Consider the following 25,929-nt stretch of genomic DNA (forward strand, 5'->3'; position numbering starts at 1 on the left):
ACGTGACGGATCAAACATCTCTTACAACTCAAGCAACAGAAGTCGTCGTTATCGGCAGTGGTATAGGCGGTTTAAGTTGTGCAGCAATACTTGCCCGCTATGGCTTCGCGGTGACGGTTTGTGAAAGTCATACTATTCCCGGTGGGGCGGCGCATGGCTTTGAACGTAATGGCTACATCTTCGACTCTGGGCCATCGCTGTATTCGGGGATGTCCTCCAGTCCCTCTACGAACCCCTTAAAACAAGTTCTTGATGCGATAGGCGAGGATATTTCTTGGAAAACCTATGATGTCTGGGGCTGTCGTTTACCCGAAGGTAATTTTGATACATCTGTGGGGGCGGATCAATTTTGTGACGTGTTGATGCGGTTACGAGGGCCAGAAGCAGTAAGAGAATGGCGTGAACTTCAACGGGTGATGGCTCCGCTAAAAGATGCGGCGATCGCTTTACCGATGGCGGCGATGCGCTATGATTTGGGTGCAGTGTTGACGTTAGGTCGCTTCGCCCTTCCTCTGTTACAAAGTCTTCCCTACGCTTCTAAACTAACGGGAGCATTCGGCCCTATTATGGATGAGGTAATTAAAGATCCCTTTATCCGCAATTGGTTGGATATGTTGTGTTTTCTGTTATCTGGACTGCCTGCGAGTGGCACCAGTGCGGCTGAAGTGGCGTTTATGTTTGCCGAGTGGTACAGACCCGAAGTGGTGTTAGATTATCCCGTAGGTGGCAGTGCGGCATTAGTTGAGGCAATGGTACGCGGACTGAAAAAATATGGGGGTGATCTCAAACTGGGCGCTCATGTGGAACAGGTTTTAGTGGAAAATAATCGAGCGGTGGGCGTGGGTTTGCGGGGCGGTGAAGAAATTCGGGCTTCTAAAGCGGTGGTTTCTGCGGCTTCGGTTTGGGATACGCTGAAGTTAATTCCCTTGGGGGCGTTACCGCAAGAGTTTGTGAAAGCGCGATCGCAAACTCCAGACTGTGAGAGTTTTATGCACCTGCATCTGGGGATTGACGGGACGGGTTTACCAGAGGATCTCGCTTGTCATTATATTACCGTCAATGACTGGGAAAAAGGCATTACTTCGCCTCTGAATTTGATTGTCATGTCTATTCCAACGGTTCTCGATCCCTCCCTCGCACCGCCTGGAAAACACGTAATTCATGTTTACACGCCGGGGAATGAACCTTATGATCTTTGGCAGGGTTTAGATCGTCGCAGCCCTGAATATGCCCAACTGAAAGCTGAACGGGCGGAACCGATGTGGCAAGCCTTAGAACGGGTTATTCCTGATGTGCGATCGCGCTGTGAGGTAACGTTGGTGGGGACACCGCTTACCCATGAACGTTTTTTACGCCGTTACAGAGGCTCCTACGGCCCTGCAATTCCAGCCGGACAGGGGACGTTTCCCGGCTCTCAAACGCCCTTAGCGGGGCTGTTATGCTGCGGAGATTCAACGTTTCCAGGGATTGGTTTACCTGCGGTGGCGGCCAGTGGGATGATTGCGGCAAATACGTTGACGTCGGTTCAAAAACACTTGGAAATGTTGGATGAAATTGGTTGTAAAGTTTGAGGGAAAATCGCGTTATAAAATCTAATGGGTGAGCAGTTCTTCAACAGTGAGAGCAAATTCTGGAAACGTTGGCGAAATAATGCGTTCGCGCAGCGTGCCGTCAGGCGTATCGCTTCCTTGATAGCGATTCATTTGATAGGTTTTATTCTCATCGAGTACACAGACAAAAACGGTGAGGAGTTTCGGGTTTCCTAAATAACTGCGACTGGCAACGGCTAAATAATCGACTATCCAATATTCAGGTATACCCAAACGTTGATACTCCTCTAGTTTATCTAGATAGTCATCTTCCCAATTTGTTGAGACAATTTCTACAACTAATTGGGGCGGTTCAAGGAGTGCAGAATAGGCTGTTGGTTGGGCTTCCCAAAGGGTTTTATCAACAACAGTAATATCAGGATGGCGTCCTTGTTCTTGTCCTTGTGCGGTTTCAGTTTTAATCACAATTCTACCCGAAACTCGATAGTTTAACTGAAGTCGTTCAACTTCTTTATCAAACTGTCGCAGGATAAAATCTGCTAGATCTTCATGTCGTCGAGTCGGAAGTTTCCTGATTATTTCACCGTTAACGAGTTCGTAGTATCCTTCTTCATCTGGAAGTTGGCTGAGAAATTTCTCGAATGTGAGTTGAGAGGTGAGAGGTGTTGTGATCATGGTTAAAATAGGGGAATAGGTTTAAGTGCGATCGCGTTTCAAGAGTTGGGTTTTGGCTGAGGTGGTCAAAATTCCATTAAACACGCTTCACTTTCCTAATACTTTTTCCTTGGGCTTTAACAATACAGACTTTTAGAATATCACCCACAGCTAAAGATACTGGTTTATAAGTTTCTTCCTTGGCTGAACAGTCTGAACCTTGAATTTCGTAAATAATAGTTGTTTTGAGCTTCTTTCCTTCTTTTACTTGAATATCAACGACCTTAGCATCAACTTCTTGATCTTCCAAAAATAGTTCTGTTTGTTGCTCAATAGATTTTTTGGAGAGAGAGGGAAATGGGCGATCGCATTCTATCTTAATTCCCATAACATCTAATGGATTTGGCAAAACAGGACGTTCTTTATACTCATTAATTTTTTTATCCTTCTGCTTGCATTGACCAATATGGTGCTTGCTACAATCTCTCTCGATTTCCATATATCGAGTATTTCTTTCTACATCTTTTATACCAGGCCAACTTAACATAGCTAACAACATTTGAATTCTACATAAGTTTCTAAAATTTCCTGTATGATCGAGTTTTTCTAGCATATAGTTTTCAAACTTAGATACATAGTCTGATATGTCTTTGTTGGTCTCTGTCTCTCCTTTTTGCCAATAACTATTCTTACTATCAAATAAATTTTCGTAGCGTTTCTTACGATTACTTAAGTACAAAATAGGTTCTATTTTCACGGCTCCTAGCCCTAATGGTTTGCCCATACCTAAAGACAAGCGATAGTTATCATTTTGAGCAATATCCAAAACCCAAAGTAAAGCACCCAGTTCCACATCACTGAGATTTTCAAAATGAATATCAAACTTAAAAGTTACTCCTTTGTTAACAGGTTTAATCAGAGTTGTTTGAGTATCAGAGACTTTTGGAGGAGAACCAATGACTTTTTTCGGAGGGGGAAGTTTGAAATCCGGATCACTCCCTTTCTGCCAATATAGTTTATGACCTCGAATAACTGTTTTTTCAATAGGTTCACTGGCATAGTGTTTGAGTTCTAATTGATCTGCGTTGGGTTGAACTAGATAATGAGGAAAATAGCTTGGTTTGGGTTCAGATAATATCTGAGGAGTTACAGGAGTTTCACTATACCATATACCATTTTGATTACTTTCATATAAACCATCTGTAACACAAACCCTACCTGCTCTTTGTTTAAGAAAATCTTGAGGTAGTTTTTCCGATTCAGATTCTTGCTTAACCCAACCGAAAATTGCATCAGCTAAATCAATTAATGCCAATTCCCTCAAATTTTTAGGAATAAAGTCTAATACAGTTGTGGCGTGACCATTACCTTCTGGAGAATAGGGGATACGAAAATTAGGACTTTGACCAAAAAATCCGACTGTTTCGCTCTTTCCGTCGTGATAGTAAAACACTGGATGATCTTCTTGTAATACTCCCCAATCTTTATTAAAAGGTGACGCTTTCTGAAAATCGGTCAGCGCATTACGATAATGCTCAATTGCTGTATCATCTATAGGTAAAGGCTTGGCTTTTTTATCTACAGGAAAAACTATACAATGATTACAACGTGGTGAATTGTCATCATCTGTCTGCTTCATATTTCCACTGGTAACAAGCACACCCTTTTTAGAATAAGTATCTGGCAAATCTACATCATGAGCAAATAAGCGTTTAGCTCTATCTGTTTGATCTACTTCAGCATTTGTATAGCTAACAGGAATATACTTGGGTTTATATTTTTTACTATTAAACTCTTGTAAATTTAAACTTTCTAAATCTAAAGAATTTTCTTGAGCCCATGCAAATGTTTTACCCTCTTTAAATTCAGCAGGTTGAATTAGCCATGTTTCACCATTTTTTATTAGATAACCAGCTTTAACAATTTCAGGCTTAACATCTGGATTAACATATTGTTTATACTCTTTCCCCAAAGACTCCTTCTTAGGATTTGATCCCACCGCACGAAAAAATAACCGTTGATGTCCAGAGACTCTTTCAATCTTACTAAAACTAACAATTTCAACTAAAGTTCTCAACATACCTCTGATACTACTACCAGGAATGACTGGTTGATTAGTTGCAGGATTAATAAAAAAATTTGCTCTCAGTTTTTGAATCTCATCAGACAAATCTTTAAATGGAGTTTCTCCGTATTCGGCAAAATCTTCTGGACTCCAACCACAACGAGTATACAGAGGAGATTCTGTAGTTAAAGTGCATTCAATCCTACCTGTTTGACGTTTTATTTTTACTGTTTCTCCATTAATTAAATGTTTTGAATAGTTATGGTAGCAGTTTTGTTCAGGTAAAGGCTGCGCTTCAACTACTTTTTCTGGTAGTTCAACAAAATTATAAGGTGCGATCGCCCTGCGTGGAATTCTTTCTATATAGGTAGATCCATCTTTTCTCTTTCTTGTTTCTTCGATAAATTCTGGGACTGTTCCAATATGTTTCGGATTCATTGTTCAATCTCCTTATGATTCAATAAATTTACTTAATACCTATGTAAACTCTCACTCTTTCTCAAAACTAACCCCTTCATATAAAAGTTCGAGCGCACACTCAAACTCAATGCTTTCTAACGCGATCGCCTCCCCATCCTCATATTGATAATAATGCCACATTTTCCCATCTCCTCGATGATAAACTTCAACGGAGATTTCTTCTGAGTCAACTAATACATATTCTTGCAAACTGGGAATCTGACGATAATATTTTAGTTTTTTCGTCCGATCATAATTAGCTGTACTTGGAGAAAGCACTTCAATAATCACTTTAGGATGTTGAATAAAATTACGAGATTTTAAATCATCAGGATGACAAGTAACCACTAAATCAGGATAAAAATAACGACTTTTTTCACTAGCCTGAACTTTCACATCCGATACATTGACTCGACAACCCCTCTGACGCAAATGAGGTCTTAGCGCTGTATAGAAATTAAGGGAAATATCGTTATGAGGAATACTCCCCCCTGTCATCGCCAAAATTTCGCCGTCAATGTATTCATGGCGAAGTTCCTGCTTGGCTTCCCATTCTAGGTATTCTTCAGGGGTCATTTTTTGAGGATATTGGGGTTCAGCAATCATAACTTTTCCTCAATTTTGTTACTTTCTATTTTAACAGATTCTAAATGTACCAACCGACTTAAATAAATTCTAGCCACACCACTCTGATCATCATCAATATAATGACGAACTTTTAATCGTAAAGGACGATAATCTTTACCTTGAAAAGTAATATCCGTTAAAGGAACAGCGTGTTTTAGTCCTTGAGAACCATCTGAAACTAAAGTAAAACCATTTTTTTCTCCTTCTGGTTGAGTTCCCCAGAGAATTTGATTTTCATCAGGAAGATGTTCGGGGTTATTATCATCTTTTATTAGTCGTGCTTTGAAGTGATCACCGACTTTCCAAAGCATCACTTCAGCATTTTCACCAAAGGCGCGACATTGTTGGAGAGTTTGCGATCGCAAAACAGGCAAGTTATGTTTAGGAAACAACTCTTCTGAATTAGGAAATAACTCTTTAGACGGATTCGCTGTGATTAAATTCCCATCTTGGTCAAACTTGCCCCAAATTACACCATCATCGGCATGAGCTAATAAATATTTCAACTCTTGCTCTTTGGCTTTATCTTGCAGCCAAGAGTATAAAGTTTGAGTATCTACAATTATTTCAGTATCTTTAAGCAATTGGCAATCAGGCTTGATCATTTTTGGTAGTCTCCTGTTGAGCATATTCGACTAATCGGTTAACATAATTTTCTAAGTCTTGGCGATCGCTACCTGTAATCTCCAAATAGTTTTCCTTTAAGTTAGGTTGAGAAATTGTCCATGACTTTCCCTCTTTTAACCAAACCAAGGTTGCTTCTTTTCCTTGTAACCTTCCTCTTCCAACGCTACTAGAACCACCAACAGGTAAATCTTCTGTCCATAAGTCTTTCAGTAAAAGCAACAGCAAACCGATTTCGTGTTGGTCAGGGTTTCGTAGTTCTATTTCTAACTGTAGGTTTTCATCACCCTTGCCAAAAATAGGTTGTTCTTGAAATAAAGCACCATGATAAGCACCCCCTGTAAAGCGATCAATTGCAATACGAGTTTGTACTAATTCGGCGGTGTTTTCGATAACGCTTTCATGGACAATTAAACGACTAGCTTTCGCTTTCTTCGTTTTGTCTTGACTAAAATCAGGCCCAAATATTTCATCTATAATTGTTGTGGGTTTTTCCAGAGTATTAACAATTCGTTCAGCACGATGTCGCAACACTCCTGCTAAACTTGTACCAGAGAGAACAGACGTTAAGACTTTTGCTTTTAGAAGATTATGTGCAAAGAAAAATAATTCCCAATTTTCAGAACTCCATAAATCTATTTCTGATGGCAACTCACCTAAAATCTGGATAGCTCGGTCAAACAGCCATTTAATTTGTTGATTAATTATTCGGTAAGATTTTAAATGCACGACATCCGGTGCGCGTCCTGTTGCAGCTTGACCCGAACGGATAAGCAGAGAACCAACCAGTTTGAATGTAGCTTGGATGGTGAAGCGATCGCGCTTATCTTCTTTCTCAGCTTCATCGAACTTGACTTCAATCTTAGCTTGAGTAAATGCCTCTTGAATTGATGAATAACTGGGAAGTTCAGAAAATAAACCTGTGCGCCAATGCTCATATTTTAACCAATTTGTGCGATCGCTTTCATCCGTTAGATCAAAATTCCAAACCTGCCATTCTTTGACATGACAGCCACCAAAACCCCGACGTTTTTTCATGCCAAGGCTGATTTCACCATGTTCGAGGCCTGAGAGTGCGATCGCTAATCCTTTCCGTAACTCCCTTTCATTACTGTCTTTCTCAATCAACAATTCAAAACACAAAGGAAACTCAGTTCCCGCTTGCAGTAACTCTAAGTCATATTTAGCTTGAGCAGCAGCAGTCCGAGTAATGCTATTAATTTTCACTCCATCTCTGAGTTCTGATTGTATTGGCTTAGTGCTAATAGCATCGTTAATAATTAACGGACTTTGCGTATCTTGCTCTCTTAGTTTTATTTTTTCTACTTCGTCAGTTATATTCTGTTCATCCTTATAAGAAAAAAGATCGCCGAATAGTAAAGCTGCTGAATCGTAGCGGCGATCGCTTTCGCCATATCCCTTATTTTGTTCCCGTAAATAGTTTCGCAATGCACCAGCAATTGATGAACCTGTTAATAAAGCCTTATTTCTTGCTAGATTATCCCGTGACAATGGCATATCAGTCGGGCTATCTGAATCTCCTGTCCCTAAGCAAGTTGGTGTATCTAAAACTAGAGTTCCGCGTACAATCAAACGCCGAATAATATGACGATGATCGGGTCTATAAGGTAGTTTAAGCATTGTTTTTCTCCTTCATCATTTTTTTAGTAATCCCTAAAATTAGGCGTAATGTGTATTCTCTATATAAGCTGGAATCTAAAACAGCAGGTGGTTGATTGGCAATTTTGATAGCTGGCTTTTCATCCTCATTAGTAAAATGGTTGGCTTGAAATTTCTTCCGCCACGCTAATTGAATCCACTGATTTGAAGGGTTTAGCCATTCTCGAATTTGTTCATCAAATGGCTCACCATTTTTCATTTTAATTTTGCTCAACTGTTCTTTACCTGCTTTGGTCATTTGACTAGATTCTCGATCTTTACCTATAAAACTATTAAGAACATGGGGTTGATCATTTGGTAAACCTGCTTGCACTTGATTTAAAGCATTTTTAGTAATAATCATTAACCGTGAGAGTTGGTTGTTTTGAACCAAATTAAACTGCTTTTTATCAGGTGAATGTTCGCTGACTTGCTCGATTAATAACTCATCTAATTTTTCTCGTAATATTTTTTGTGCAATATCTTGAGCAATTTGTTTTTCTTTATCGTTGAGGGGTTGTGTATTAATATTTTGTTTAATATCTTGTTGTTCAGCATTAATTTCACTCTCTTCTAGTAGCCAGTTTAAAACTACTCTACCAAAACCATCAACTCGTCTTTCTCCTATTCCTTTAGTCTCCAAATTGTTGACAGCTTGAGGCTCAAGTGAATTTTCAGGATATTCAAAAACAAAAACACTACCTGCTGCGATCGCTTGAAATTGTGGTAATGGTAAACCCCATTTTCGATTAAATCCACCAACGATTGTACTACTTGCGTAGGTATCAATTAGCTTGAGTTCAGTTTTTAGAAGTCTTGAAATTAAATCAACAAATTCTTTGGGTTCTGTTGTGATTTGTCCACATTCATCTCGAATGATTGTATCGCTAAGGAGAGTAACCGTTAAATTATTTTGACGCTCACTTCTATCTTGCCAGTTAATTCCTATTTCATTCCAACTCTCTGTTGACTTAATTTCATTAATAGGAATAGTTGCATGACCATACCCTGCACTTTGAGAACCACCAAGCCAAACATTAATCTTGTCTCTATTTTTACTATTTGGTATTTCTTTTTCTGGTTTTAGTAAAGGTTTAATTATTTCGGCATCTTCGTCAGAATCACAAAAGATCACTGCTTCAAAAGTTTGACCAGAATCAATTGCTTCATAACGAAATACTTCTCCCATTGCTTCAGTTCCTCTGCCTTTTTTACGATCTCGTTGGTTATGAATATTAATCCATCGCTTAGTTTCATAAAGAGAAAGATTTGAATCTTCATCAATAGCATCAATCCAACAAAATGGCTTTTCTAATCGTTTGGGAGATGCGGGTCGATCTTCTATATCTGTTTGGCTAGAATCAAAAACAGTTTGTAAAGTTTCATCTCCTTTTTCTTTATATAAACATAAAGGTGTTGGCAAAGTTCTTTGTTGTTTCTCTGAATCGAATAGATAAGCATTTAGGTAACGAGTGCTGTCTTCAAAAAATAGCCTTCTAATTGTTCGATCTAAAATATCTAATTCTTGAACTTTTTTCTGACGACAATAGCGACCAATTAACATTCCTCGAATCATACTACCGGGAATATAGGGATAAGATACATCACTATTCGGATCACCTTGTAAGGAAGTCGCTAAAATAGGTTGTTCAGTATGTAATAAAAAACGAATAACTTGCATTAATTTTCTCCTAAACAATTAAGATATTCAGCACTAATATTTTCCTCTTGACGGTACAAACTACATTGCACATGACCCCGCCCTCGATTGCGATCGCTTCCAATACGTCTAAGGGCTAAAACTCCTGCACCTAATAGCCCTAACATTTCCTGTGTGGGATCGATATCAAAATATAAGGGGGCTTTGTAACCGGGTTGAGCGTCAGGGCGATCGCGGATGATCACACGCGCATTTCGCAAACTATGGGGATCGGGTGCGCCTGTTTCTGAATTAATTGCTGTTTGTTGACGAATTCCAGTTAGAGAATTGAGAATATCTACAGGAGTGGGAAAGCCATCTTCTTGTTGTTGTGCGATCGCATTTCTTAAACCTAAAGGAAGACAAGCATCACCAACGTGCATCTGAGCCATTTTTTCTTGAGTGCTTCCCGCTTGTCCAAACAGTTGATATCTAACCTCAATCCATTTTTGTTGTTGGGATTCTGGTAAAAGCAAAATTAGATTATCACACTCCTCACTCAGCAGTCCTTTGAGAGTTCGTCCTCGCAAATAAGGGAAACCATAGCGATCGTGTTCGATTTCAGCATCAATTAATCCTGCAACACCATCTCCTCGCCCAAAAGTTATATCACTCAGTAATTTAATCTTGATTGAGTACATCATCTTCTCCTAATGGGATATGAAACTTCATGGTTTCAATGGCATCAAAGTAATAACACTTATCATTTAACCAACCTTGTTGTTTTAATCTTGAATCTGCTCTTGGAAACTCTGGTAATTTATCTCCACAAGCAATTAAAAATTGCTCGGTTGCTTTATCTCCTTCTCTCAATACTTGACGTAAATTTATTACTTTATTTTGCTTATCTTTCCAAGCTTCCCCTTCCTTAAATTCTTGAATCACTTTTGCCATATCTTCCCACATCAACCAGCTACCTGCATATTCATGCGATCGCATTGGACGTGCTGTTAATTTCCCACCCAGATACTCTCGCTCTCGAACTTCACTAATTGTTCCTAGTACACCACTTGCAGCAATATGCCAATCTATAGCTGAAAACATTAGTTTTCTATCTGAATAATCTTCAGTTTCTTTTCGTAAAAACCTTTTAGCATTACCACATAAGGCTTCGCATAATTCATAAGCTCTAGCAAATGGATAATGAGTTTTGACAATTGCAATTCCTGCACAAGTTGTTACCACCTTTCCTTTCTCATCCGGTAGATTTTTTGTATTCTCTTCAAATCCCTTTAAAAACTCAACTGCTAAGGAAATTCCAAGGCGACCATCACAAACAAAGATAATATCATCCCCACCATAAACAATTGGACGAAATGGAAAATAGTTATCTTTGATACTTACAACTTTTCGTTCAATTGCATTTTTGAGAAATTTACCAACTTCTTCTAAAGTTTGTTTTCCGGCTCTATCTACAGACCAAGACATATCTCGCATAGCCACAATATAGTTTTCATTTTTTTCTGAAATTGAAGAACATGGATTACAAGAACTTTTTGCATATTCTTCAAACCGTTGACCCATTTTATTTCCATCAGCATGAACAATTGCTACATAACTACTTTCTCCTTCTGAACGTCCCATATCATCAACATCACGAGCTACTTTATAAGTTCCTTTTAGAGACAGTAATTTTTCGAGTTCTTCATTGGCTGTTTCTGCGGCTTTAAGTTTTGCCACAATTTCCCTAGAAGCCAAATATCCTTCTCCTTTTTGTATTCCGTATTTATCATCAGTATCTTCTACGGCAACTAAACCTGTTGAATTACAAGTTGCTGTTACCCCTAAACCTAATAACGGAACTGATGAAATAGGTTTTCTTTTTTTTGCGTCTAGCTTCTCCTTAATTAATTTATCATCAATAATTTTGCTTAGTAATTGAGTTTCCCAGCCAAAGTCTTGATGAGCAATAACAACATTGAGTCCTGGTGCATCTTCAAGTATTTTTCGGGTAAGATGTCTCGTAAATTCTTTTGCTTTTTCTTCATTTATAAATACAATAACTGTGTTTCCTCCTCCACCATAAACTAATTCAGCAACCAAACTAGAGTCTTTATGAATTTTCGGTTGTAATTCGTTTTGCTCTTTGTTAGGGATATGGACATGACCTATTTTTTTGAGACAATCCTCAACCCATTTAGTAGTTGCCAACTTAACTAAATGAGAAGCACCGATATTTTCTCTTAATCGGTTACTTCCAAAAATGTACTTCTGAATCCCCATTGTATCAATGACAGTTGCCGTATAATGACTCATTATTTTTCTACCTCTTTGATCCAAGATTGAAGTTTTTGTCCGAGTTCAGGCAAATCTTGACTCCCAAATACTTGAACTTTTTCATCTTTAATTTGAGCTAAAAAATCATTGCGAATTTTTGAGGGATTATTGGAGCAACAAACTAATGCAACTCGTGCTTCATCTCCTCCCATCTGCTTCGCCCTCCGGTAAGCTTCAAATAGCTTTAACTTACAGAGTCCTGGAGTATCATCTGTCGTACAAGAAACTGCAAACAGTTGATAACCTCGTAAGAAAGCCACATCAAACTCAAATTCAGCAACATTAGCTTTTGGTGGAAAATTAAATGACATTCCAAATTCATCAATTATATTTTCGTCTTCTTGCTTAATTTTTTCGATTGTTTGTAAAACAAAATCTTCTAACCATATTCCATCAAGCCATTTACAGATTTCTTCTGGGTATTTTGCATTGTCACTAGGCTTAGGTATTGTTTGTTGATCTATTAACTTGTTAATAGATAATTTGTTGATATCTTCCGTTATACCGTAATTAATTAAGATATTTTTGATTTCTTCTGGTAGTTCTTGAATATCCGACAACATAGATTTTAGTTCATTCTTCTTTTTCCAATTGCTCAAGTGAACTATCTTTACTTCTTTATCAGTACCATCGTTTATGGTAGCTATTTCAGTCTTATCTTTTCCATGAACTTGTAAGACTTTGCGGCACCAATATTTCCATGCTTTTAAATTTTCTGTCTTGATTAAAACGCTTACAAGCTCAGGATACACAACTTCAGTTTTTGGGTCTTTACTTAAAGATAATCCGTGTAGCTGAAAAAGCTCTACAAGAGAAATGCTGGCTTTATCTTTGACAGAGATAGGAGCAATAGGATTATCGAACATCATTTGCATAGTCCGAGAATCTAAATAGCTAAAAACAACAGCCTCTAAGCCTTTTAGCTCTAAAAAAGCCTGATAAGAATGAACAGCCATTGCTTTAGTTCCACCTGTATAATTCAATCCGAACCGCAATTTTGGGTATTTCTGTTTGCTTTCCTCTTCTCTAATTTCTGCGATTTTCTCGTGAATACGCTGCCGAATTTCATGGGCATTAGATTCATAATTTTCTAAAGCCACAGTTAATTTTTGTCTTTGTTTTTCAGGAACTTCTAACACTTCCTGTAAGCGTTCTACAGCTTTTTGAGTATGTGTAGTGTAAACTAGATAAGGCTTACCATGTTCTCTAAGCAAGGTTTTTGCTGCCACATAATTCGGCAAGGGGTTCTCCCCAATCAACAAAAACAGATGATCGACTTGATGGTATTCCCAATCTAACGGATTTGTACTGGTCATAGATGACTCCAAAGTTTAAGTTAACAGGTTAATACAATTCAGACTGGCTCAAATCCAAGGTTTTTCCCTACAGTCTGAACTTCCGAAAAGCCTAACTCTAGTAATCTTATTGCAGACAAGCTGATTTTAACGGGCTTAGTTCACAAAATTTTACTCGATAAAATGGCTTGAATAAATCAATTTTTCTTGAATTGTTCTTAATCTTATTTACAGATGTTATCAACTCCTCTTTGAATGAACTTAATCTGCTGAATGGCAGCATATCCCCCTGATATATCAAGGGTTTGATAACGCTCTAGGGGTTTGAGTTTTGTCTGTATTTTGATTTTATCATGCTGTGGAAGAGGCTATTTCTAGGATGATTTAAGATGGATATAAAGTTGAATAATAACAAAAAAATTGTGCGAAAAACTAACTTAATGTCAGTCACTAGCACAACTATAAACGGTTGAAATTGTGTTTAATTTACAATGCCTTCAATATAAGGAATCGGATCAGTTAATCCCAGTTCTTGAAACGCAGCTAATCGCAGTTTACAGGAGTCACAAACACCACAGGCTTTTTCTTCTCCGGCGTAGCATGACCATGTTTTTTCCCAAGGAACTCCTAATTGATTTCCCAGTTGAATAATTTCTGTTTTTTTGAGGTGAATGAGAGGAGAATATATCAGAATCGGGTTTCCTTCTCTGCCTTGTTTAGTTCCCAGGCGAAACACATCTTGCATGGCGTCGATGTAGTCGGGGCGACAATCTGGATAACCGGAATAATCTAAGGCATTCACGCCTATATATACGCGACTGGCGTTAACGGTTTCGGCGTAGCCTAATGCAAAGCTTAAAAAGATGGTATTTCGGGCGGGAACGTAGGTGATGGGGATGGTTTCACTCATTTGATCGAGGGAGCGATCGCGAGGTAAATCGATTTTGCGATCGGTTAATGCTGATCCGCCCCATAAAGTCAAGTCAAATTTTACAACTTGATGTTCGACGATGCCTGCACTTTCTGCGATTTGTTGAGCGGAGGTGAGTTCGCGTTGATGGCGTTGTTGATAATCGAAGGAAATGGCGTAACATTCATAGCCATCGGCTTTGGCTTGATAGAGAACGGTTGAGGAATCTAATCCACCCGATAGTAATATAACGGCTTTCACGGTTTTGGGTTTTTACTGCTATTGTCACTTTTCTGCCCGTGATTTTAACAAAAATTAATCTAATTGACGGAAAATGAGGCTATTAAATTTTAACGAATCTTCTTTACAGGTTGCGGTACAAATCGAAAGATTACTTCATGTTTTTTGGTGGAAATGTTCGTTAAAATACTAAGTTAAGACACAAAAGCAGTGTTGAGGTATTATCTCATGACAACATTTTCTAAAGTCGATTACAATCCTTCTCGTTGGTTAACGGTTATTTTGGTGACACTGGCTCTGTGGCTGGGCGGTAGCTTGGTTTTGGATTTTGTCATTATGCCCAGTATGTATATGACGGGTATGATGAATCAATCTGAGTTTGTATCTGCGGGTTCAATGATTTTTTCTACTTTTAATCGAGTGGAAGTTGTTTGTGCCGCAGTGGGATTAACGGGCTTGATGGCGTTGGGAATTACGTTACCGGAAGGTTTTAGTAATCGTATTCGCACGCTGAGTCTTTTAACTGTTGCTTTATTGGCGATCGCTCTAACTTATACCTACGGTTTAACGCCTCAAATGACTGCGTTAGGACTGAATCTAAATCTGTTTAATCCGATTGTCGAAGTTCCCACCGGAATGAATCAACTTCACTTCAGTTATTTTGGTTTAGAACTCATTAAACTAACGGTTGTTGGTCTAGTTTTAGGCTGGTGTATTCGTGCAACTCGTAGCGAAGTTGTAAATTCTTAATTGAGTTTTCGGTTTTTACCAATAATCATGTTAACTCATTTAAAATATTTTCTATAAAAGAGGGGGAAAGATGAAAAAGTCTTCCCCTTTTTTTACGGATGATTAAGAGTCAATTCACCACCAAGATACAAAGTCACGAAGATGCTATCTTTGTGTCTTGTGTGTCTCGCGTGGTTTTTCTCATTCTTCATTTTCTTCAGAATTCGGCCATAATAACCGCACACCCATAACCGCAAATCCGACCGCCGCAGAAATTTTAATCCAGCGAGTCGGTAATACTTCTGCTACACCTTGTCCGATTAAGACTCCAATTAAACTCGCTAATACCAAAGCTAACGCTGTCCCAAAAAAAATAGCCCGAGGTGACTTACTGGTACCACTCAAAGCAATGGCGGCGACTTGACTTTTATCTCCTAACTCGGAGAGAAAGACCGCGATAAAACTCAATCCCAACAGTTGTAAATCCATCTTGAATATTTTCTCACTTTAATGACTGAAAACTTCCCAAAAAAGTAAACCTGAAATCACTAACAAACTAATTCCGGCGGCACGTTCGAGGGTTTTGGGTTGAATACGACTGGCTAACCATCGCCCGACTAAAACCCCGAGTAAACTGGTGAGAACCAGGGCGCTTCCTGCACCTGCAAACACAACCCAAGGTTTATGAGATTCTGCTGTCATTAATAGGGTTGTCAATTGGGTTTTGTCGCCAATTTCTGCTAAAAAAATTGTCACAAAGGTAGACGCAAAAATCGCCCAAGCATTTTTAGGTTGGCGGGGTTGCATCGGTTTTGAACCCTGAGACTTCTGGGTTGGCGGTGTCGCTTCTGTTGTTTCGTTGGCTGGACGTTCGCTAGAACTCTCGTTGGGAAAGTCTGAGGGTTGGTTAGAGGATTGGAGTAACTCAGAAGATGGTGTCACAGTGAATTTATCAAAAAAATAGTGAGTCCGACTCATTTAATCATAATCTTTTCATATTTACCGAAGATCTGCAAGTTTATGGGTTCAAGGGGTAACATTCTCCGGTTCCTCACAAAAGTCAACTTCGTGATTAAACTGCGTCATTTCGGGGGAGTCAGCCCCATAAACGCCTTCGATTTGCTGCTGACAACAATCAATCGCAAAATCGTTCAACTCCTCGGGTTCTATGCCGAACATCTCCTCAAATATATCCGATTGAACCCGACAAAAACGAGGGCGGTTGGGGTAGATTCTACATTCTCGGGTTTCCTGGTTGTAGTGAATACACCATCCATCTTCGCCGACTAAACTCAGATACAGTTCTATCTGTTGGGGATCAAGATATTCATCTAATTCTGGACGTTCTGAGGGTTCAAGATAGCAGCAAGCCCCACAGTTTTTAACACATTGCCAAGTTGCCATAAGGATTGAGAAAAATTCAGAATTTTTTCAAGGTTTAATTGTCGGAATCCGTTTTTTGTTCGGGTTTTTGAGCCGCTTCTTTGAACTCGGGATCTGGAGGATTTGGACGTTTCAGCGTGGGATTTTCATCAACTACTAAAGAGGGTTGTGAAAGGATTTCTTCTGAAGAATCATCCGGTTGAAGGGTTTGCGGTTCATCAGCAATTGATGAGGTTTCAGAAGCCGATTTCATCGTCTCAAAGGGACTGGTTTGCGAGGTTTCGGGTTCGACGGTAATCGTAATTTCCTGCACTTCGACGGCGGATGCTGTTTCTATTACTGAGTCAGGATCGATGTCTGTTTCTGTTAGTTCCAAGACTTCGGTTTCTGCTGCTGGGGTTTCTTTGGGTTCTGAAGTTACATTTTCTTTAACGACAACGGTTTCTGTGATTTCTGGTTCAACTGTGGGTTCTTCGGTTTGAGTTTCCGAGAGCGGTTGGGGTTGATTTTCTTCTGAGGTTTTGACCGGAGAAACGGCAGGAGAAGGTGGGTTTTTACTGCGATTAAATAAGCCTGTAATAGCGCGAAAAACGCGGGATAACCGTTGGGGTTGAGGAGGAGTTTGAGAGGGGGTTTGAGGTTGAGGAGTTGTTTCTATTTTCTCCTCTATGATTTCGTCTTCAAATTCGATTTCTGAAACAGAAAGGGGTGCGGGTTCTGGTTCTTCTGTTGCGGGTTTTTCTTCTTCAATTTTCGTTTCCGAGAGCGGTGTAGTTTCTAGTTCTATTTTCTCGGGTGAGACTGAAGGCAGAACTTCTTCTAAAACTACCGGGGGTTCTGGGGGAACAGGGGCTTTTTCGGGTTCAGTCTCAACGGGTTCAGGCGGGGTTTGAAGCGCAACAGGAGACTGATCTAATGTTGGCATCATGGGGGCTGATGTCACGGGTTGATCGTTGGCAACTACAAATAAACTGCTGACTTTTTCTTGCAGTTTTGGGGGAACAGGGGTTTGTTGGGATGCGGGAGTAACGGCGCGACGCAAATACAGGGTTTGCCCACCAAACCAAATTAGTAAGGCGACACTGGCAATTTGGCCCAGCAGAACCGCTCCTGTGATGCGTCCAGCACAGAGCCACAAAATCAGGGCGTAAAAGAAACCAACGCCACTCCAGAAGAAGTCGTTCTTGCGATGAACTTCTGGAAAAAAGAAGGCGGCCATGTAAACGGCGAAGCTCCCCAAACCTACTGCGATCGCCAGGATATCTGCCAGCATTGAACCCTCCAGCCTATCGACAAATCTCTACTGAATCATTTTACAGGGCTGTGGTCGTTCGCGTCAGCTTTTGGGTGAGGGAATTAGCGGAAACGGGTAGGTTGATCTGATTTTTTCTCGTTTGGAGCAAAAATTTTAAGGATTACTTAAGAATTAATTGCTGCTCGCCAATAATTAGACAAATTCCCTTAAAGTGTGGGAGTTACGGTTACAACTCCTTTGCCGAAAAATCCCAACTTATTTTTGATGGCTATTTTTGGCCCTTTGAGAAATCTGCGGAAAATCGGGGGCGGTGACTTATATCACAAGTGAGGGGTTAATTGAGTCATTTCAGATTTTGAAGTAATTTTCTATGATTCAAGGGTACATCTAAGTTAAGTGCCGTAGAAAAGTGTTTGGGGAGGAGTTGATTATGTTTGAGAAACTATTGCTAGCGGCAATCATCACTTTCAGTCTTTACTTTAATTCTAAGATTGAGTGGCCGCGTCCGATGAATCCTTTACAATTGCAAGCACAAGCCCCTCAAGCTCAACTGTTGAAAATACTGATGTTTCAAAATTTCAATGTTCAGTAAGCGGTTGTGACTTGCGTGTTTTTACTAGGGAAACGATTTAGATAGGTGATCAAATGCAGATCGGCTTACATCTGCATGATTTTCTAGTATTTGTATAGATCCCTCCTCGCCTGGCTCTGCCTTCTTAAGAAAAGTCTCATCTAAGCTTCATTGGTAACTTAGGGTCTTTAGTTAGTCTGGGAAGTAGATTAAATCAAAAATTCTTCCAATTCACAGGAGTTGCAAAAATAATGGTTTCTATGACTCGGAAAATAACTCGGACTCCGGCTAAAACTCAAAAGGATCAGAATGTTGTTCATTTTTTAAGTGATTGGCAGTGGGTTAAACAACTAAAGCTTGGCTTAGTCGAAGATCGCTTCTGCTTGTACCTACAAGAACTGACTCCTCTAACTACATTAGATTCTCGCCGATATTGTGAAGTTTCACTTCGTTTAAAAACCGAAAAAAATCAATTGATTTATCCCGCTCTTTTTCTTCCCCTAGCAGAACGTTATAACTTGAGCCATAAAATTGATCAGTGGGTTATTAAAAACCTATTTGAACAGTTGGTACAAGCTCCTGATAAAATTAAAGAAAACTATCGCTTTGCTCTGAATGTATCTGCTGCTAACTTAAAAGATTATCGCTTTTTTGAATCCATTTACGCTCAAGTGAGCGAATTTGAACTGTCACCGGACATGATCTGCTTTGAAATTTCTGAGCGTGTTGCTTTGGCGAATTTAAGACTGGCTTCTGATTTAATTACTGATTTGCAAACTCAGGGTTATTGTTGTGCTTTGGATAATTGTGGCAGCAATATGTCCTCTTTCACCTATCTCCAGTATCTGCCCGTAGATTACTTAAAGATTTCTGAAAGATTTGTCAAAAATATGAATCAAGATATCACAGATAAAGCCATTGTTGAACTGATTAATTATATCGGTCAAAGTATGGGTTTACAAGTGATTGCTAAAGGGGTAGAAAATCAGGAAATCTTTAATGAGGTGAAAGCGTTAGACTTGGACTATGCCCAAGGTTACTATCTTTCTCAACCTCAGCCGATGAACCTCTATCGTTTAGTCTAGAGATTAGCAGGTTTAAAACTTAAATGCTAACTCTAGATGATCCTCATATTCTACTCAAAATCTGAGCGAGTCGTGACCTTTGTCCGTCTCGTTCAACTCTCGTAAAAGAAAATTTTTCTGCTTTTATTTTACTCTTATTAAAGCTTAATCTTATCACAGGTTTCATCATGTATAAACTATTTTTAGTCAAGCCTAGATTGTTTCATCGCCGTTGGTTTTATCCTCTGCTGTCGATTTGCACAGCATTAACATTTTGGCTCAGTTCACTTCCGGCTGTACAAGCAATTCCGATTGAAAAATTGATTTTTCATGGCGTGAGAATTCTTCAGCTTTCCACGATTTCTGAGCGTCAAGAAATTGCTCTTGGAAAACAGATAAATGATAGCATGGTAGGGCGAGAATTTAAACTCTATCGTAGTCCGGCTTTAACGCAATATGTAGATTTGATTGGTCAACGGTTAGTAAAAGTGAGTGAACGTCCTGATATTCCTTATACTTTTCAAGTCGTTGATAATGATGGCGTTAATGCTTTTGCAACGATGGGCGGTTTTGTTTATGTTCATAAAGGGTTGATTTTAGCCGCAGACAATGAAGCGGAATTAGCCAGTGTGATTTCTCACGAAATTTCTCATATTGTTGGGCAGCATTCTCTCAAACAAATGCGTCAAATTGCCATTGCTCAAGGATTAGCTTCTGCGGCAGGATTAGATAATAATTTAGCGGGGCAAATTGGGGTAGAATTGGCATTAAGACGCCCGAATAGTCGAGAGGCTGAGTATGAAGCAGATCGCTTAGGAATTATCGCTTTAGGGCGGGCTGGATATGTTCAACAAGCTGCTGTAGATTTTATGGAAAAATTGCTCGGAAGTGGTTCTCCCCCAACGATTTTAAGCACTCATCCGGCGACTTCAGATCGAATTAAGACGCTACAACAATATATCGATCCGAGTCTAGCTGAAAGGGGAGTTGGGATGAATAGTAGTGCTTATCAGGAGGTTGTCCGACGTCTGATGTAATCCCTAAAATAGTAAAGATCATCTGAAAAACTTCTTAACATAGAAAAATGATCAAAAGTGGTCTTCTGTCCGTTACAATAGGTTAGATTCATAAACGACTCTTCGGCAAAAAAATAGAGGTGTTTTGAGTCTAACCTGAATATCAGATGATCCTATGAACAGCTATTTTGACAGCGAACAGAAGGGAAATATTTTAATTGTTGACGATCTACCGGATAACTTGCGTTTGTTGTCTGAGACGTTAAGTGAACGGGGCTATGAAGTTCAGTGTGCAATTAATGGTAAACTGGCATTAATGGCTGTTGAAAATGCTCCCCCAGATTTGATTTTACTGGATATTAAAATGCCTGGACTAGATGGCTATGAAGTGTGTACCGAACTCAAATCTCAAGCCAGTACCTCATCTATTCCGGTAATCTTTTTAAGTGCTTTAGATGATGTTTTTGATAAGGTGAAAGCTTTTAGTGTGGGAGGGGTAGACTATGTGAGTAAACCTTTTCAAGTTGAGGAAGTGTTAGCCCGTGTGGAAAATCAACTCACGATTTGTCGCCTCCAAAAACAACTCCAACGTCAAAATCAAAAGTTACATCAGTTAAACGAAGATTTAGCCCATTCTAACCAAGAACTTGAACAGTTTGCTTATATTGTTTCTCACGATTTACAACAACCGCTACAAACGATTACAGGTTTTGCTGAATTGATGCTTTCTTTAAAGTCAGAAATTAATCTAGAGGAAGAAGTAGACGAATATGTGGTTCCGATTTTAGAAGAAGGAATTCGGATGCAGGAGTTGATTAAAAACTTATTAGAATATAGTAGAGTTGGAACAAAACGCCGAAAACTGCAACCGATTGATTGTCATCTAATTTTAGCAGAAACGCTTAAAAATCTTCATAATTCTATAGAACAAAGTCAAGCGATTATTACGCATCAAACTTTACCTACAGTTAAAGCTGATAAAATTCAACTCGGACAATTGTTTCAAAACTTGATTGGTAATGGGATAAAATATCGTCGTCCCGGTGTTCTCCCTCAAGTGACGATTTCGGCTGAACAAAAACAACAAGAATGGCTGTTTACCATTCAAGATAATGGAATTGGCATAAAACCCGATTACTTTGAACGAATTTTTCAAATTTTTCAACGTTTACATACGGTTCAAGACTATCCCGGTACTGGAATCGGTTTAGCCATTTGTAAGAAAATTGTTGAACGTCATGGGGGACGAATTTGGGTGGAATCTGAGTTCGGGATGGGGACAACTTTTTACTTTACTATTCCTGTTTAAGCCAAATAAAATGATGATGAACTCCGAAAATCTAACGATTCAAACCCTAACAGAAACGCTAAAACAAGCCGAAGCCGCTCTTTTAGAAAGTGAAAATCGGTTTCGAGATTTGTTTCATTTAGCCCCCATTGGAATGGCTGAAGTCTCACTCGAGGGGCAGTTTTTAGAGGTGAATTCATCTTTTTGTCAGTTTGTTGGCTACAGTCGAAAAGAACTCATGCGGAAGGGATTTAATCAGATTACTCATCCCCATGATCGAGATGTGAGTATGGATTATTTTGCTCGATTGATTCGCGGAGAATTTAAGCAATATAACCTGGAAAAACGCTATCGTCACAAAGAAGGACATTGGATTTATGGGATTCTTCACTGTTATCTCCGACTAGATGCAGCCGGAAATCCGCTTTCAGTGATTACACAAGTTCAGGATATTACTGAATATAAAAAAATAGAAGAAGATCTCAAACAACAGAAAGAATATTTGCGTTTGGTTTTAGATAATATTCCCCAACAAGTGTTTTGGAAAGATACCAATTTAGTGTTTAAAGGCTGTAACAAAAAATGGGCTGAATACGCTCAGTTAGAAAGTCCAGAGTTTGTGATTGGGAAAACGGATTATGATCTCTTTAAAGATTCACAAATTGCTGAATTTTATCGCAGCCAAGATCGGCGAGTGATGGCTTCAAAAAAACCAGAACTCAATGTGATCGCCCGTAAACAAAAACCCTCCGCAGATGGGAGACAAATTTGGCTCGATGTGAGTCGAGTTCCGATGCTAGATGCGGACGGATATGTGATTGGGATTATTGGGGTTTTAGAAGATATTACTGAACAAAAAGAGATTGATGAAAAGCTGCGATTGACTCAATTCTCGATTGATAAATCGATAGATTATGTGCTATTTACTGATATCAATGCTCGATTTTTTTATACGAATGAAGCGGCGACAAAAACCCTGGGATATTCTAGGGATGAATTTCTTAAAATGCAAGTGAAGGATATTGATCCGAATGCGTCTGAAAATCAATGGTCTATTTGTTGGGAGAATTTAAAACAACAGGGTTCAATTACCTTTGAGTCCATTCATCAAACAAAGACAGGTGAACAGATTAGTGTTGAAATTACGTTAAGTTATTTAGAATATAATCATAAAGAGTATGGTTGTGCTGTGGTGCGAGATATTAGCGAACGCAAACAGGCTGAAATCGCCCTACAACAAGCCAAAGAAGCCGCAGAAGCCGCCAACCGTTCAAAAAGTGAATTTTTAGCCCGAATGAGTCACGAACTCCGCACACCGTTAAATGCGATTTTGGGTTTTACTCAACTAATGAATCGTGATCTCAAACGCAAACAATCCGTTTTACTCCAAGATCATCAAGAACATCTAGAAATCATTAGTCGCAGTGGCGAACATTTGCTAAATCTGATTAATGATGTGTTGGAAATGTCGAAAATTGAGTCGGGTCGAATTTCGCTCAATTCTACCAGCTTTGATTTACTGAAACTGCTACATTGTCTCAAAGATATGTTGGAATTGAAGGCAAAATCAAAAGGATTAGAGTTAGAGTTTGAAATAGATTCAGATGTGCCGCAATATATCCAAACGGATGAAAGTAAACTCCGTCAAGTGTTAATCAATTTGTTGGGAAATGCGATTAAATTTACCGAAAAAGGGACTGTGAGACTTAGAGTTAAAACTCAGGAGTTCAAACAACCCAACACCCTGATTTTTGAGGTAGAAGATACGGGATTCGGTATTTCTCCAGAAGAACTTAATAATGTTTTTGAACCGTTTTTACAAACAGAAACGGGTCGCAACTCTCAACAGGGTACGGGTTTAGGTTTATCAATTAGCCGACAATTTATTAAGCTGATGGGCGGAGAAATTACGGTTAGCAGTCAATTATATCAAGGAACTTGCTTTCAATTTAATATCAAATTTAAAGCCGCTAATGCTTCTCAAATTCCATCAAAAACGGTTAGCAGACAAGCGATTGGACTGGCTGCAAATCAACAAACTTATCGGATTTTAGTGGTTGATGATAACTGGACAAATCGCCAACTGGTGATCAAATTATTGAAACCGCTAGGCTTTGAACTTCAAGAAGCTGAAAATGGTCAAGAGGCGATTATCATGTGGGAGAAATGGCAACCGCATTTGATTTTTATGGATATGCGAATGCCTGTGATGGATGGCTATGAAGCGACTCAATATATTAAACAACATTTGCAAGGTCAAGCCACGGTTATTATTGCTTTGACGGCTAGTGTTTTTCAAGAAGATCGAACGGTTATTTTATCCGCAGGTTGTGATGATTTTGTTCGTAAACCTTTCCGAGTTGAAGTGTTGTTTGATAAGATAGCTAAACATTTAGGGGTCAAGTTTTTATATGAGGAAAATACCACTATTAATGGCTGTGAAAATCTCCCCCTTCCTCAACAAATTATCCTCACTCACCCCTCTCAATTGACTCCCGAAGGATTAGCAGTCATGCCGCCAACCTGGAGACAAGACTTACATCAAGCCGCCACGAAACTCAATCAAAAGTTAGTTGCTGAAGTCATTAGTCAAATTCCCGAAACTCATGGTTCTCTGGCTGAAATGTTAACCCAATTGACGAATGATTTTAGATATGATGTGATCATTGAATTGACTTCAAACACTCAGAAATAAGCTGTGTCCGTTTAATGGGAAGCAGCTACTGAACGCTTAACTTTTTCAATCCAGTTGCGATGGCTGGCTAAAATCTGAGAAAAAGGAATTGTCGTTTCTGATATTTGCTCGAAGATTGAAGCCGGAACATACTTCGGAAAATAACGATGGAGGGTTTTATGGAATATGTTTCTGAGGATAAATTCTACATACAAACGAATAGAAAATGGCAAAGTATAATCTCCCAACTCCACTAAAGCATGACCATCAGCAATTCGACGGTGGGTAAATTCTTCTAAAACTTTTGCCCAATTTTCATCATATTCATCGAGTAAATGATTCAAAATCGCCACATCTTCTAAAGCGGCATTGCATCCCTGACCAATGGAAGGAGAAACGGCATGAGCTGCATCTCCAATTAATAGAATACTATCACGATCATAATATCGATTACATCGAACGGTTAATACACTGGATGGCGGTCGATTTAGAAATTCTGCGGCTTCTTCTTTTGAGATTAATTGACCGACTTTAGGAAAATTTTCTGCAAAGAAATTTAGAACCTGTTCAGGGCTAGAAAGACCAATAATTTGATTGTTATGACGGGGAAAATGAACCACTCCATTAAGTGAGCCATCTTTTTGATGCAAGAGTAATAATGTTGTGCCATCTTGGAGTTGCCAAACATGAATTTTCTGTGGGTCTAGGGCTTCGTCTGAATGAGCGGTAGAAATAAAAATTGATTTATAGTCATTCGCTACATATTTCTGCTGATATTCAAACATTGGTGTATTTAGAAGGCTTGTTCTCACCATTGATCGCGCTCCATCTGCACCCACTAATACATCGTAGTTGACGGTCACTTCTGAGCTTTGAACGGTTTTATCTTGTTCTGATTTCGATGCAAATATTACTGTTTTTTCTTCTAAGTTAACCCTTGTACAGCGATGATTAAAGTAAACTTTTAGGCGGTGATTTTCTGAAAATTCAACTAATTTTTCTAACAACACAATTACCAGTTCATTCCGGTCAAGAGTGATTAAAGGTTTTTTTCGCTGTCGAGTCCGAGATTTGCCATTTTTAGCATGAAACATTGATCCAGTCATCTCTACACTGATCGCCTGAATTGCTTCTTCTAAACCCGCAATTTGACGCAGAGAACTCATTCCCCTTTCACCTAGAGACAGAGGAAAAGTTCTCCGTTTGGAAAGTTCACTCTGGCGAGGATCACTGCGATATTCATAGATTTCTATCTGGTATTGTTCGGGGCGTCGCAGTAAATAATGAGCTAATAATAAACTACTTGGCCCCGCTCCCACGATGACAATTTTTTTGACCATGACGACTCCGAATTATTCAAGATCTTTCTTCGAGTTTACCATCGATAGATAGCATACAGCAATGTTTTAATATTACGATTATTTTCATTGTTGAATTCTCTCACAAACTTCATCCCGATTTTCTCAGCAACACGGCGAGAACCGGGATGATTTTCGGGCATATTAGCGTGTAGACTCTCTAATTTTAACACGCTAAACGCATAATCTTTGAGTGCCGTTGCGACTTCGCTGGCATATCCTTTTCCCCAGTAGAGATAGTGGATAATATAACCCAAGTCGTTAACCCATTCCTCGGCAATTTTTTTCTTTAAAATTCCTGCATCTCCGATAATTTCTGCTGTTTCTTTTAATTGTATTAAATAACGACCAAACCCTTGCATTTTGTAGCTTTCTAAGGTAAAATTAATCCAGGCTTCGACTTGAGATTGAGTGAACGGTTGCGGCCAATAACTCATGGTCATGGGGTCAGATAAAAGACTGAAAAGTTTGTCTGTATCATCCGGTTGATATTCTCTGAGAATCAGACGATGGGTTTGTAGTTTCATCATTT

23 protein-coding genes are annotated in these 25,929 nt (G+C 39.1%); 7 read left to right on the top strand and 16 right to left on the bottom strand.

Annotation, left to right across the window (positions count from 1 at the left end; translation table 11 throughout):
• The first annotated feature begins 2 nt into the window (after nt 1-2).
• Nucleotides 3-1,571, top strand: coding sequence for a phytoene desaturase family protein (locus WN50_RS09320; RefSeq protein ID WP_046282084.1), 1,569 nt, complete (start codon nt 3-5; stop codon nt 1,569-1,571).
• Between the two features lie 21 nt (nt 1,572-1,592).
• Here WN50_RS09320 and WN50_RS09325 read toward each other — a convergent pair whose 3' ends face one another.
• The 10 genes from WN50_RS09325 to queC all read right to left on the bottom strand — a co-directional run bounded on the left by WN50_RS09325 (nt 1,593) and on the right by queC (nt 14,080).
• The gene (locus tag WN50_RS09325) at nt 1,593-2,225 is read right to left on the bottom strand and encodes a Uma2 family endonuclease (protein WP_046282085.1); all 633 of its coding nucleotides are present in this window, start codon (nt 2,223-2,225) and stop codon (nt 1,593-1,595) included.
• A gap of 76 nt (nt 2,226-2,301) precedes the next feature.
• On the bottom strand, nt 2,302-4,707 hold the full coding sequence (locus tag WN50_RS09330) for a TIGR03986 family type III CRISPR-associated RAMP protein (RefSeq protein ID WP_072075557.1): 2,406 nt from the start codon (nt 4,705-4,707) through the stop codon (nt 2,302-2,304).
• Nucleotides 4,708-4,758: 51 nt separating this feature from the next.
• Nucleotides 4,759-5,334, bottom strand: a complete 576-nt coding sequence (locus WN50_RS09335) for a Uma2 family endonuclease (protein ID WP_046282086.1) — start codon at nt 5,332-5,334, stop codon at nt 4,759-4,761.
• Nucleotides 5,331-5,960, bottom strand: a complete 630-nt coding sequence (gene csx19 / locus WN50_RS09340; protein ID WP_046282087.1) for a type III-D CRISPR-associated protein Csx19 — start codon at nt 5,958-5,960, stop codon at nt 5,331-5,333. The genes WN50_RS09335 and csx19 overlap by 4 nt, the downstream gene beginning before the upstream one ends.
• The gene (locus WN50_RS35945; protein WP_046282088.1) at nt 5,947-7,620 is read right to left on the bottom strand and encodes an RAMP superfamily CRISPR-associated protein; all 1,674 of its coding nucleotides are present in this window, start codon (nt 7,618-7,620) and stop codon (nt 5,947-5,949) included. The genes csx19 and WN50_RS35945 overlap by 14 nt, the downstream gene beginning before the upstream one ends.
• Nucleotides 7,613-9,319 (bottom strand): RAMP superfamily CRISPR-associated protein, encoded by a 1,707-nt coding sequence (locus WN50_RS09350; protein ID WP_046282089.1) that lies wholly within the window; start codon nt 9,317-9,319, stop codon nt 7,613-7,615. The genes WN50_RS35945 and WN50_RS09350 overlap by 8 nt, the downstream gene beginning before the upstream one ends.
• Nucleotides 9,319-9,981, bottom strand: a complete 663-nt coding sequence (locus WN50_RS09355; protein WP_053221471.1) for an RAMP superfamily CRISPR-associated protein — start codon at nt 9,979-9,981, stop codon at nt 9,319-9,321. Before WN50_RS09355 ends, WN50_RS09350 begins: the two co-directional genes overlap by 1 nt.
• A complete protein-coding gene (locus WN50_RS09360) occupies nt 9,959-11,593 on the bottom strand; it encodes a Cas10/Cmr2 second palm domain-containing protein (RefSeq protein ID WP_046282091.1) in 1,635 nt (544 codons plus the stop codon). The genes WN50_RS09355 and WN50_RS09360 overlap by 23 nt, the downstream gene beginning before the upstream one ends.
• Nucleotides 11,593-12,930: a PDDEXK family nuclease gene (locus WN50_RS09365; protein ID WP_046282092.1), complete on the bottom strand. Its 1,338-nt coding sequence runs from the start codon at nt 12,928-12,930 to the stop codon at nt 11,593-11,595. Before WN50_RS09365 ends, WN50_RS09360 begins: the two co-directional genes overlap by 1 nt.
• A 460-nt stretch (nt 12,931-13,390) precedes the next feature.
• On the bottom strand, nt 13,391-14,080 hold the full coding sequence (gene queC / locus WN50_RS09370; RefSeq protein ID WP_046282093.1) for a 7-cyano-7-deazaguanine synthase QueC: 690 nt from the start codon (nt 14,078-14,080) through the stop codon (nt 13,391-13,393).
• A gap of 207 nt (nt 14,081-14,287) precedes the next feature.
• Here queC and WN50_RS09375 point away from each other — a divergent pair, with 207 nt between their 5' ends.
• Nucleotides 14,288-14,809, top strand: coding sequence for a DUF4149 domain-containing protein (locus tag WN50_RS09375; protein ID WP_046282094.1), 522 nt, complete (start codon nt 14,288-14,290; stop codon nt 14,807-14,809).
• Between the two features lie 180 nt (nt 14,810-14,989).
• On the opposite strand, the gene WN50_RS09380 is transcribed toward WN50_RS09375, so the two are convergent.
• The 4 genes from WN50_RS09380 to WN50_RS33315 all read right to left on the bottom strand — a co-directional run bounded on the left by WN50_RS09380 (nt 14,990) and on the right by WN50_RS33315 (nt 17,444).
• Complete coding sequence (locus tag WN50_RS09380; protein ID WP_046282095.1) at nt 14,990-15,277, bottom strand: TMEM165/GDT1 family protein; 288 nt, start codon at nt 15,275-15,277, stop codon at nt 14,990-14,992.
• Between the two features lie 18 nt (nt 15,278-15,295).
• Nucleotides 15,296-15,730, bottom strand: coding sequence for a TMEM165/GDT1 family protein (locus WN50_RS09385; RefSeq protein ID WP_046282108.1), 435 nt, complete (start codon nt 15,728-15,730; stop codon nt 15,296-15,298).
• A gap of 84 nt (nt 15,731-15,814) precedes the next feature.
• The gene (locus WN50_RS09390) at nt 15,815-16,192 is read right to left on the bottom strand and encodes a YkgJ family cysteine cluster protein (RefSeq protein WP_046282096.1); all 378 of its coding nucleotides are present in this window, start codon (nt 16,190-16,192) and stop codon (nt 15,815-15,817) included.
• A 34-nt stretch (nt 16,193-16,226) separates the two neighbouring features.
• A complete protein-coding gene (locus tag WN50_RS33315) occupies nt 16,227-17,444 on the bottom strand; it encodes a Ycf66 family protein (protein ID WP_053221472.1) in 1,218 nt (405 codons plus the stop codon).
• 412 nt (nt 17,445-17,856) lie between these two features.
• On the opposite strand from WN50_RS33315, the gene WN50_RS34610 reads away from it, so the two are divergent.
• From WN50_RS34610 to WN50_RS09415, 5 genes are all read left to right on the top strand, one after another.
• The gene (locus WN50_RS34610) at nt 17,857-18,018 is read left to right on the top strand and encodes a hypothetical protein (protein WP_160315364.1); all 162 of its coding nucleotides are present in this window, start codon (nt 17,857-17,859) and stop codon (nt 18,016-18,018) included.
• Between the two features lie 230 nt (nt 18,019-18,248).
• The gene (locus WN50_RS09400; RefSeq protein WP_049558861.1) at nt 18,249-19,082 is read left to right on the top strand and encodes an EAL domain-containing protein; all 834 of its coding nucleotides are present in this window, start codon (nt 18,249-18,251) and stop codon (nt 19,080-19,082) included.
• A 167-nt stretch (nt 19,083-19,249) separates the two neighbouring features.
• Nucleotides 19,250-20,098 carry a M48 family metallopeptidase gene (locus tag WN50_RS09405; protein ID WP_049558867.1) on the top strand — a complete coding sequence of 283 codons (849 nt, stop codon included), beginning with the start codon at nt 19,250-19,252 and terminating at the stop codon, nt 20,096-20,098.
• 154 nt (nt 20,099-20,252) lie between these two features.
• The gene (locus tag WN50_RS09410) at nt 20,253-21,386 is read left to right on the top strand and encodes an ATP-binding protein (RefSeq protein ID WP_046282098.1); all 1,134 of its coding nucleotides are present in this window, start codon (nt 20,253-20,255) and stop codon (nt 21,384-21,386) included.
• A 10-nt stretch (nt 21,387-21,396) separates the two neighbouring features.
• Nucleotides 21,397-24,060, top strand: a complete 2,664-nt coding sequence (locus WN50_RS09415; protein WP_235440892.1) for a PAS domain S-box protein — start codon at nt 21,397-21,399, stop codon at nt 24,058-24,060.
• 11 nt (nt 24,061-24,071) lie between these two features.
• On the opposite strand, the gene WN50_RS09420 is transcribed toward WN50_RS09415, so the two are convergent.
• Nucleotides 24,072-25,379, bottom strand: coding sequence for an FAD-dependent oxidoreductase (locus WN50_RS09420; RefSeq protein WP_046282099.1), 1,308 nt, complete (start codon nt 25,377-25,379; stop codon nt 24,072-24,074).
• Nucleotides 25,380-25,414: 35 nt separating this feature from the next.
• Nucleotides 25,415-25,927, bottom strand: coding sequence for a GNAT family N-acetyltransferase (locus WN50_RS09425; RefSeq protein ID WP_235440893.1), 513 nt, complete (start codon nt 25,925-25,927; stop codon nt 25,415-25,417).
• Nucleotides 25,928-25,929: the final 2 nt, after the last annotated feature.

It is taken from the genome of Limnoraphis robusta CS-951 (assembly GCF_000972705.2).

Bases quoted from the DNA above. Each gene is read 5' to 3' on its own strand.
- WN50_RS09425 (WP_235440893.1), bottom strand. From the start codon at position 25,927: ATGATGAAACTACAAACCCATCGTCTGATTCTCAGAGAATATCAACCG.
- csx19 (WP_046282087.1), bottom strand. From the start codon at position 5,960: ATGATCAAGCCTGATTGCCAATTGCTTAAAGATACTGAAATAATTGTA.
- WN50_RS33315 (WP_053221472.1), bottom strand. From the start codon at position 17,444: ATGCTGGCAGATATCCTGGCGATCGCAGTAGGTTTGGGGAGCTTCGCC.
- WN50_RS09405 (WP_049558867.1), top strand. From the start codon at position 19,250: ATGTATAAACTATTTTTAGTCAAGCCTAGATTGTTTCATCGCCGTTGG.
- WN50_RS09330 (WP_072075557.1), bottom strand. From the start codon at position 4,707: ATGAATCCGAAACATATTGGAACAGTCCCAGAATTTATCGAAGAAACA.
- WN50_RS09410 (WP_046282098.1), top strand. From the start codon at position 20,253: ATGAACAGCTATTTTGACAGCGAACAGAAGGGAAATATTTTAATTGTT.
- WN50_RS09350 (WP_046282089.1), bottom strand. From the start codon at position 9,319: ATGCAAGTTATTCGTTTTTTATTACATACTGAACAACCTATTTTAGCG.
- WN50_RS09380 (WP_046282095.1), bottom strand. From the start codon at position 15,277: ATGGATTTACAACTGTTGGGATTGAGTTTTATCGCGGTCTTTCTCTCC.
- WN50_RS09420 (WP_046282099.1), bottom strand. From the start codon at position 25,379: ATGGTCAAAAAAATTGTCATCGTGGGAGCGGGGCCAAGTAGTTTATTA.
- WN50_RS09415 (WP_235440892.1), top strand. From the start codon at position 21,397: ATGATGATGAACTCCGAAAATCTAACGATTCAAACCCTAACAGAAACG.
- WN50_RS09390 (WP_046282096.1), bottom strand. From the start codon at position 16,192: ATGGCAACTTGGCAATGTGTTAAAAACTGTGGGGCTTGCTGCTATCTT.
- WN50_RS09325 (WP_046282085.1), bottom strand. From the start codon at position 2,225: ATGATCACAACACCTCTCACCTCTCAACTCACATTCGAGAAATTTCTC.
- WN50_RS09400 (WP_049558861.1), top strand. From the start codon at position 18,249: ATGGTTTCTATGACTCGGAAAATAACTCGGACTCCGGCTAAAACTCAA.
- WN50_RS35945 (WP_046282088.1), bottom strand. From the start codon at position 7,620: ATGCTTAAACTACCTTATAGACCCGATCATCGTCATATTATTCGGCGT.
- WN50_RS09355 (WP_053221471.1), bottom strand. From the start codon at position 9,981: ATGATGTACTCAATCAAGATTAAATTACTGAGTGATATAACTTTTGGG.
- WN50_RS34610 (WP_160315364.1), top strand. From the start codon at position 17,857: ATGTTTGAGAAACTATTGCTAGCGGCAATCATCACTTTCAGTCTTTAC.
- WN50_RS09375 (WP_046282094.1), top strand. From the start codon at position 14,288: ATGACAACATTTTCTAAAGTCGATTACAATCCTTCTCGTTGGTTAACG.
- WN50_RS09365 (WP_046282092.1), bottom strand. From the start codon at position 12,930: ATGACCAGTACAAATCCGTTAGATTGGGAATACCATCAAGTCGATCAT.
- WN50_RS09360 (WP_046282091.1), bottom strand. From the start codon at position 11,593: ATGAGTCATTATACGGCAACTGTCATTGATACAATGGGGATTCAGAAG.
- WN50_RS09335 (WP_046282086.1), bottom strand. From the start codon at position 5,334: ATGATTGCTGAACCCCAATATCCTCAAAAAATGACCCCTGAAGAATAC.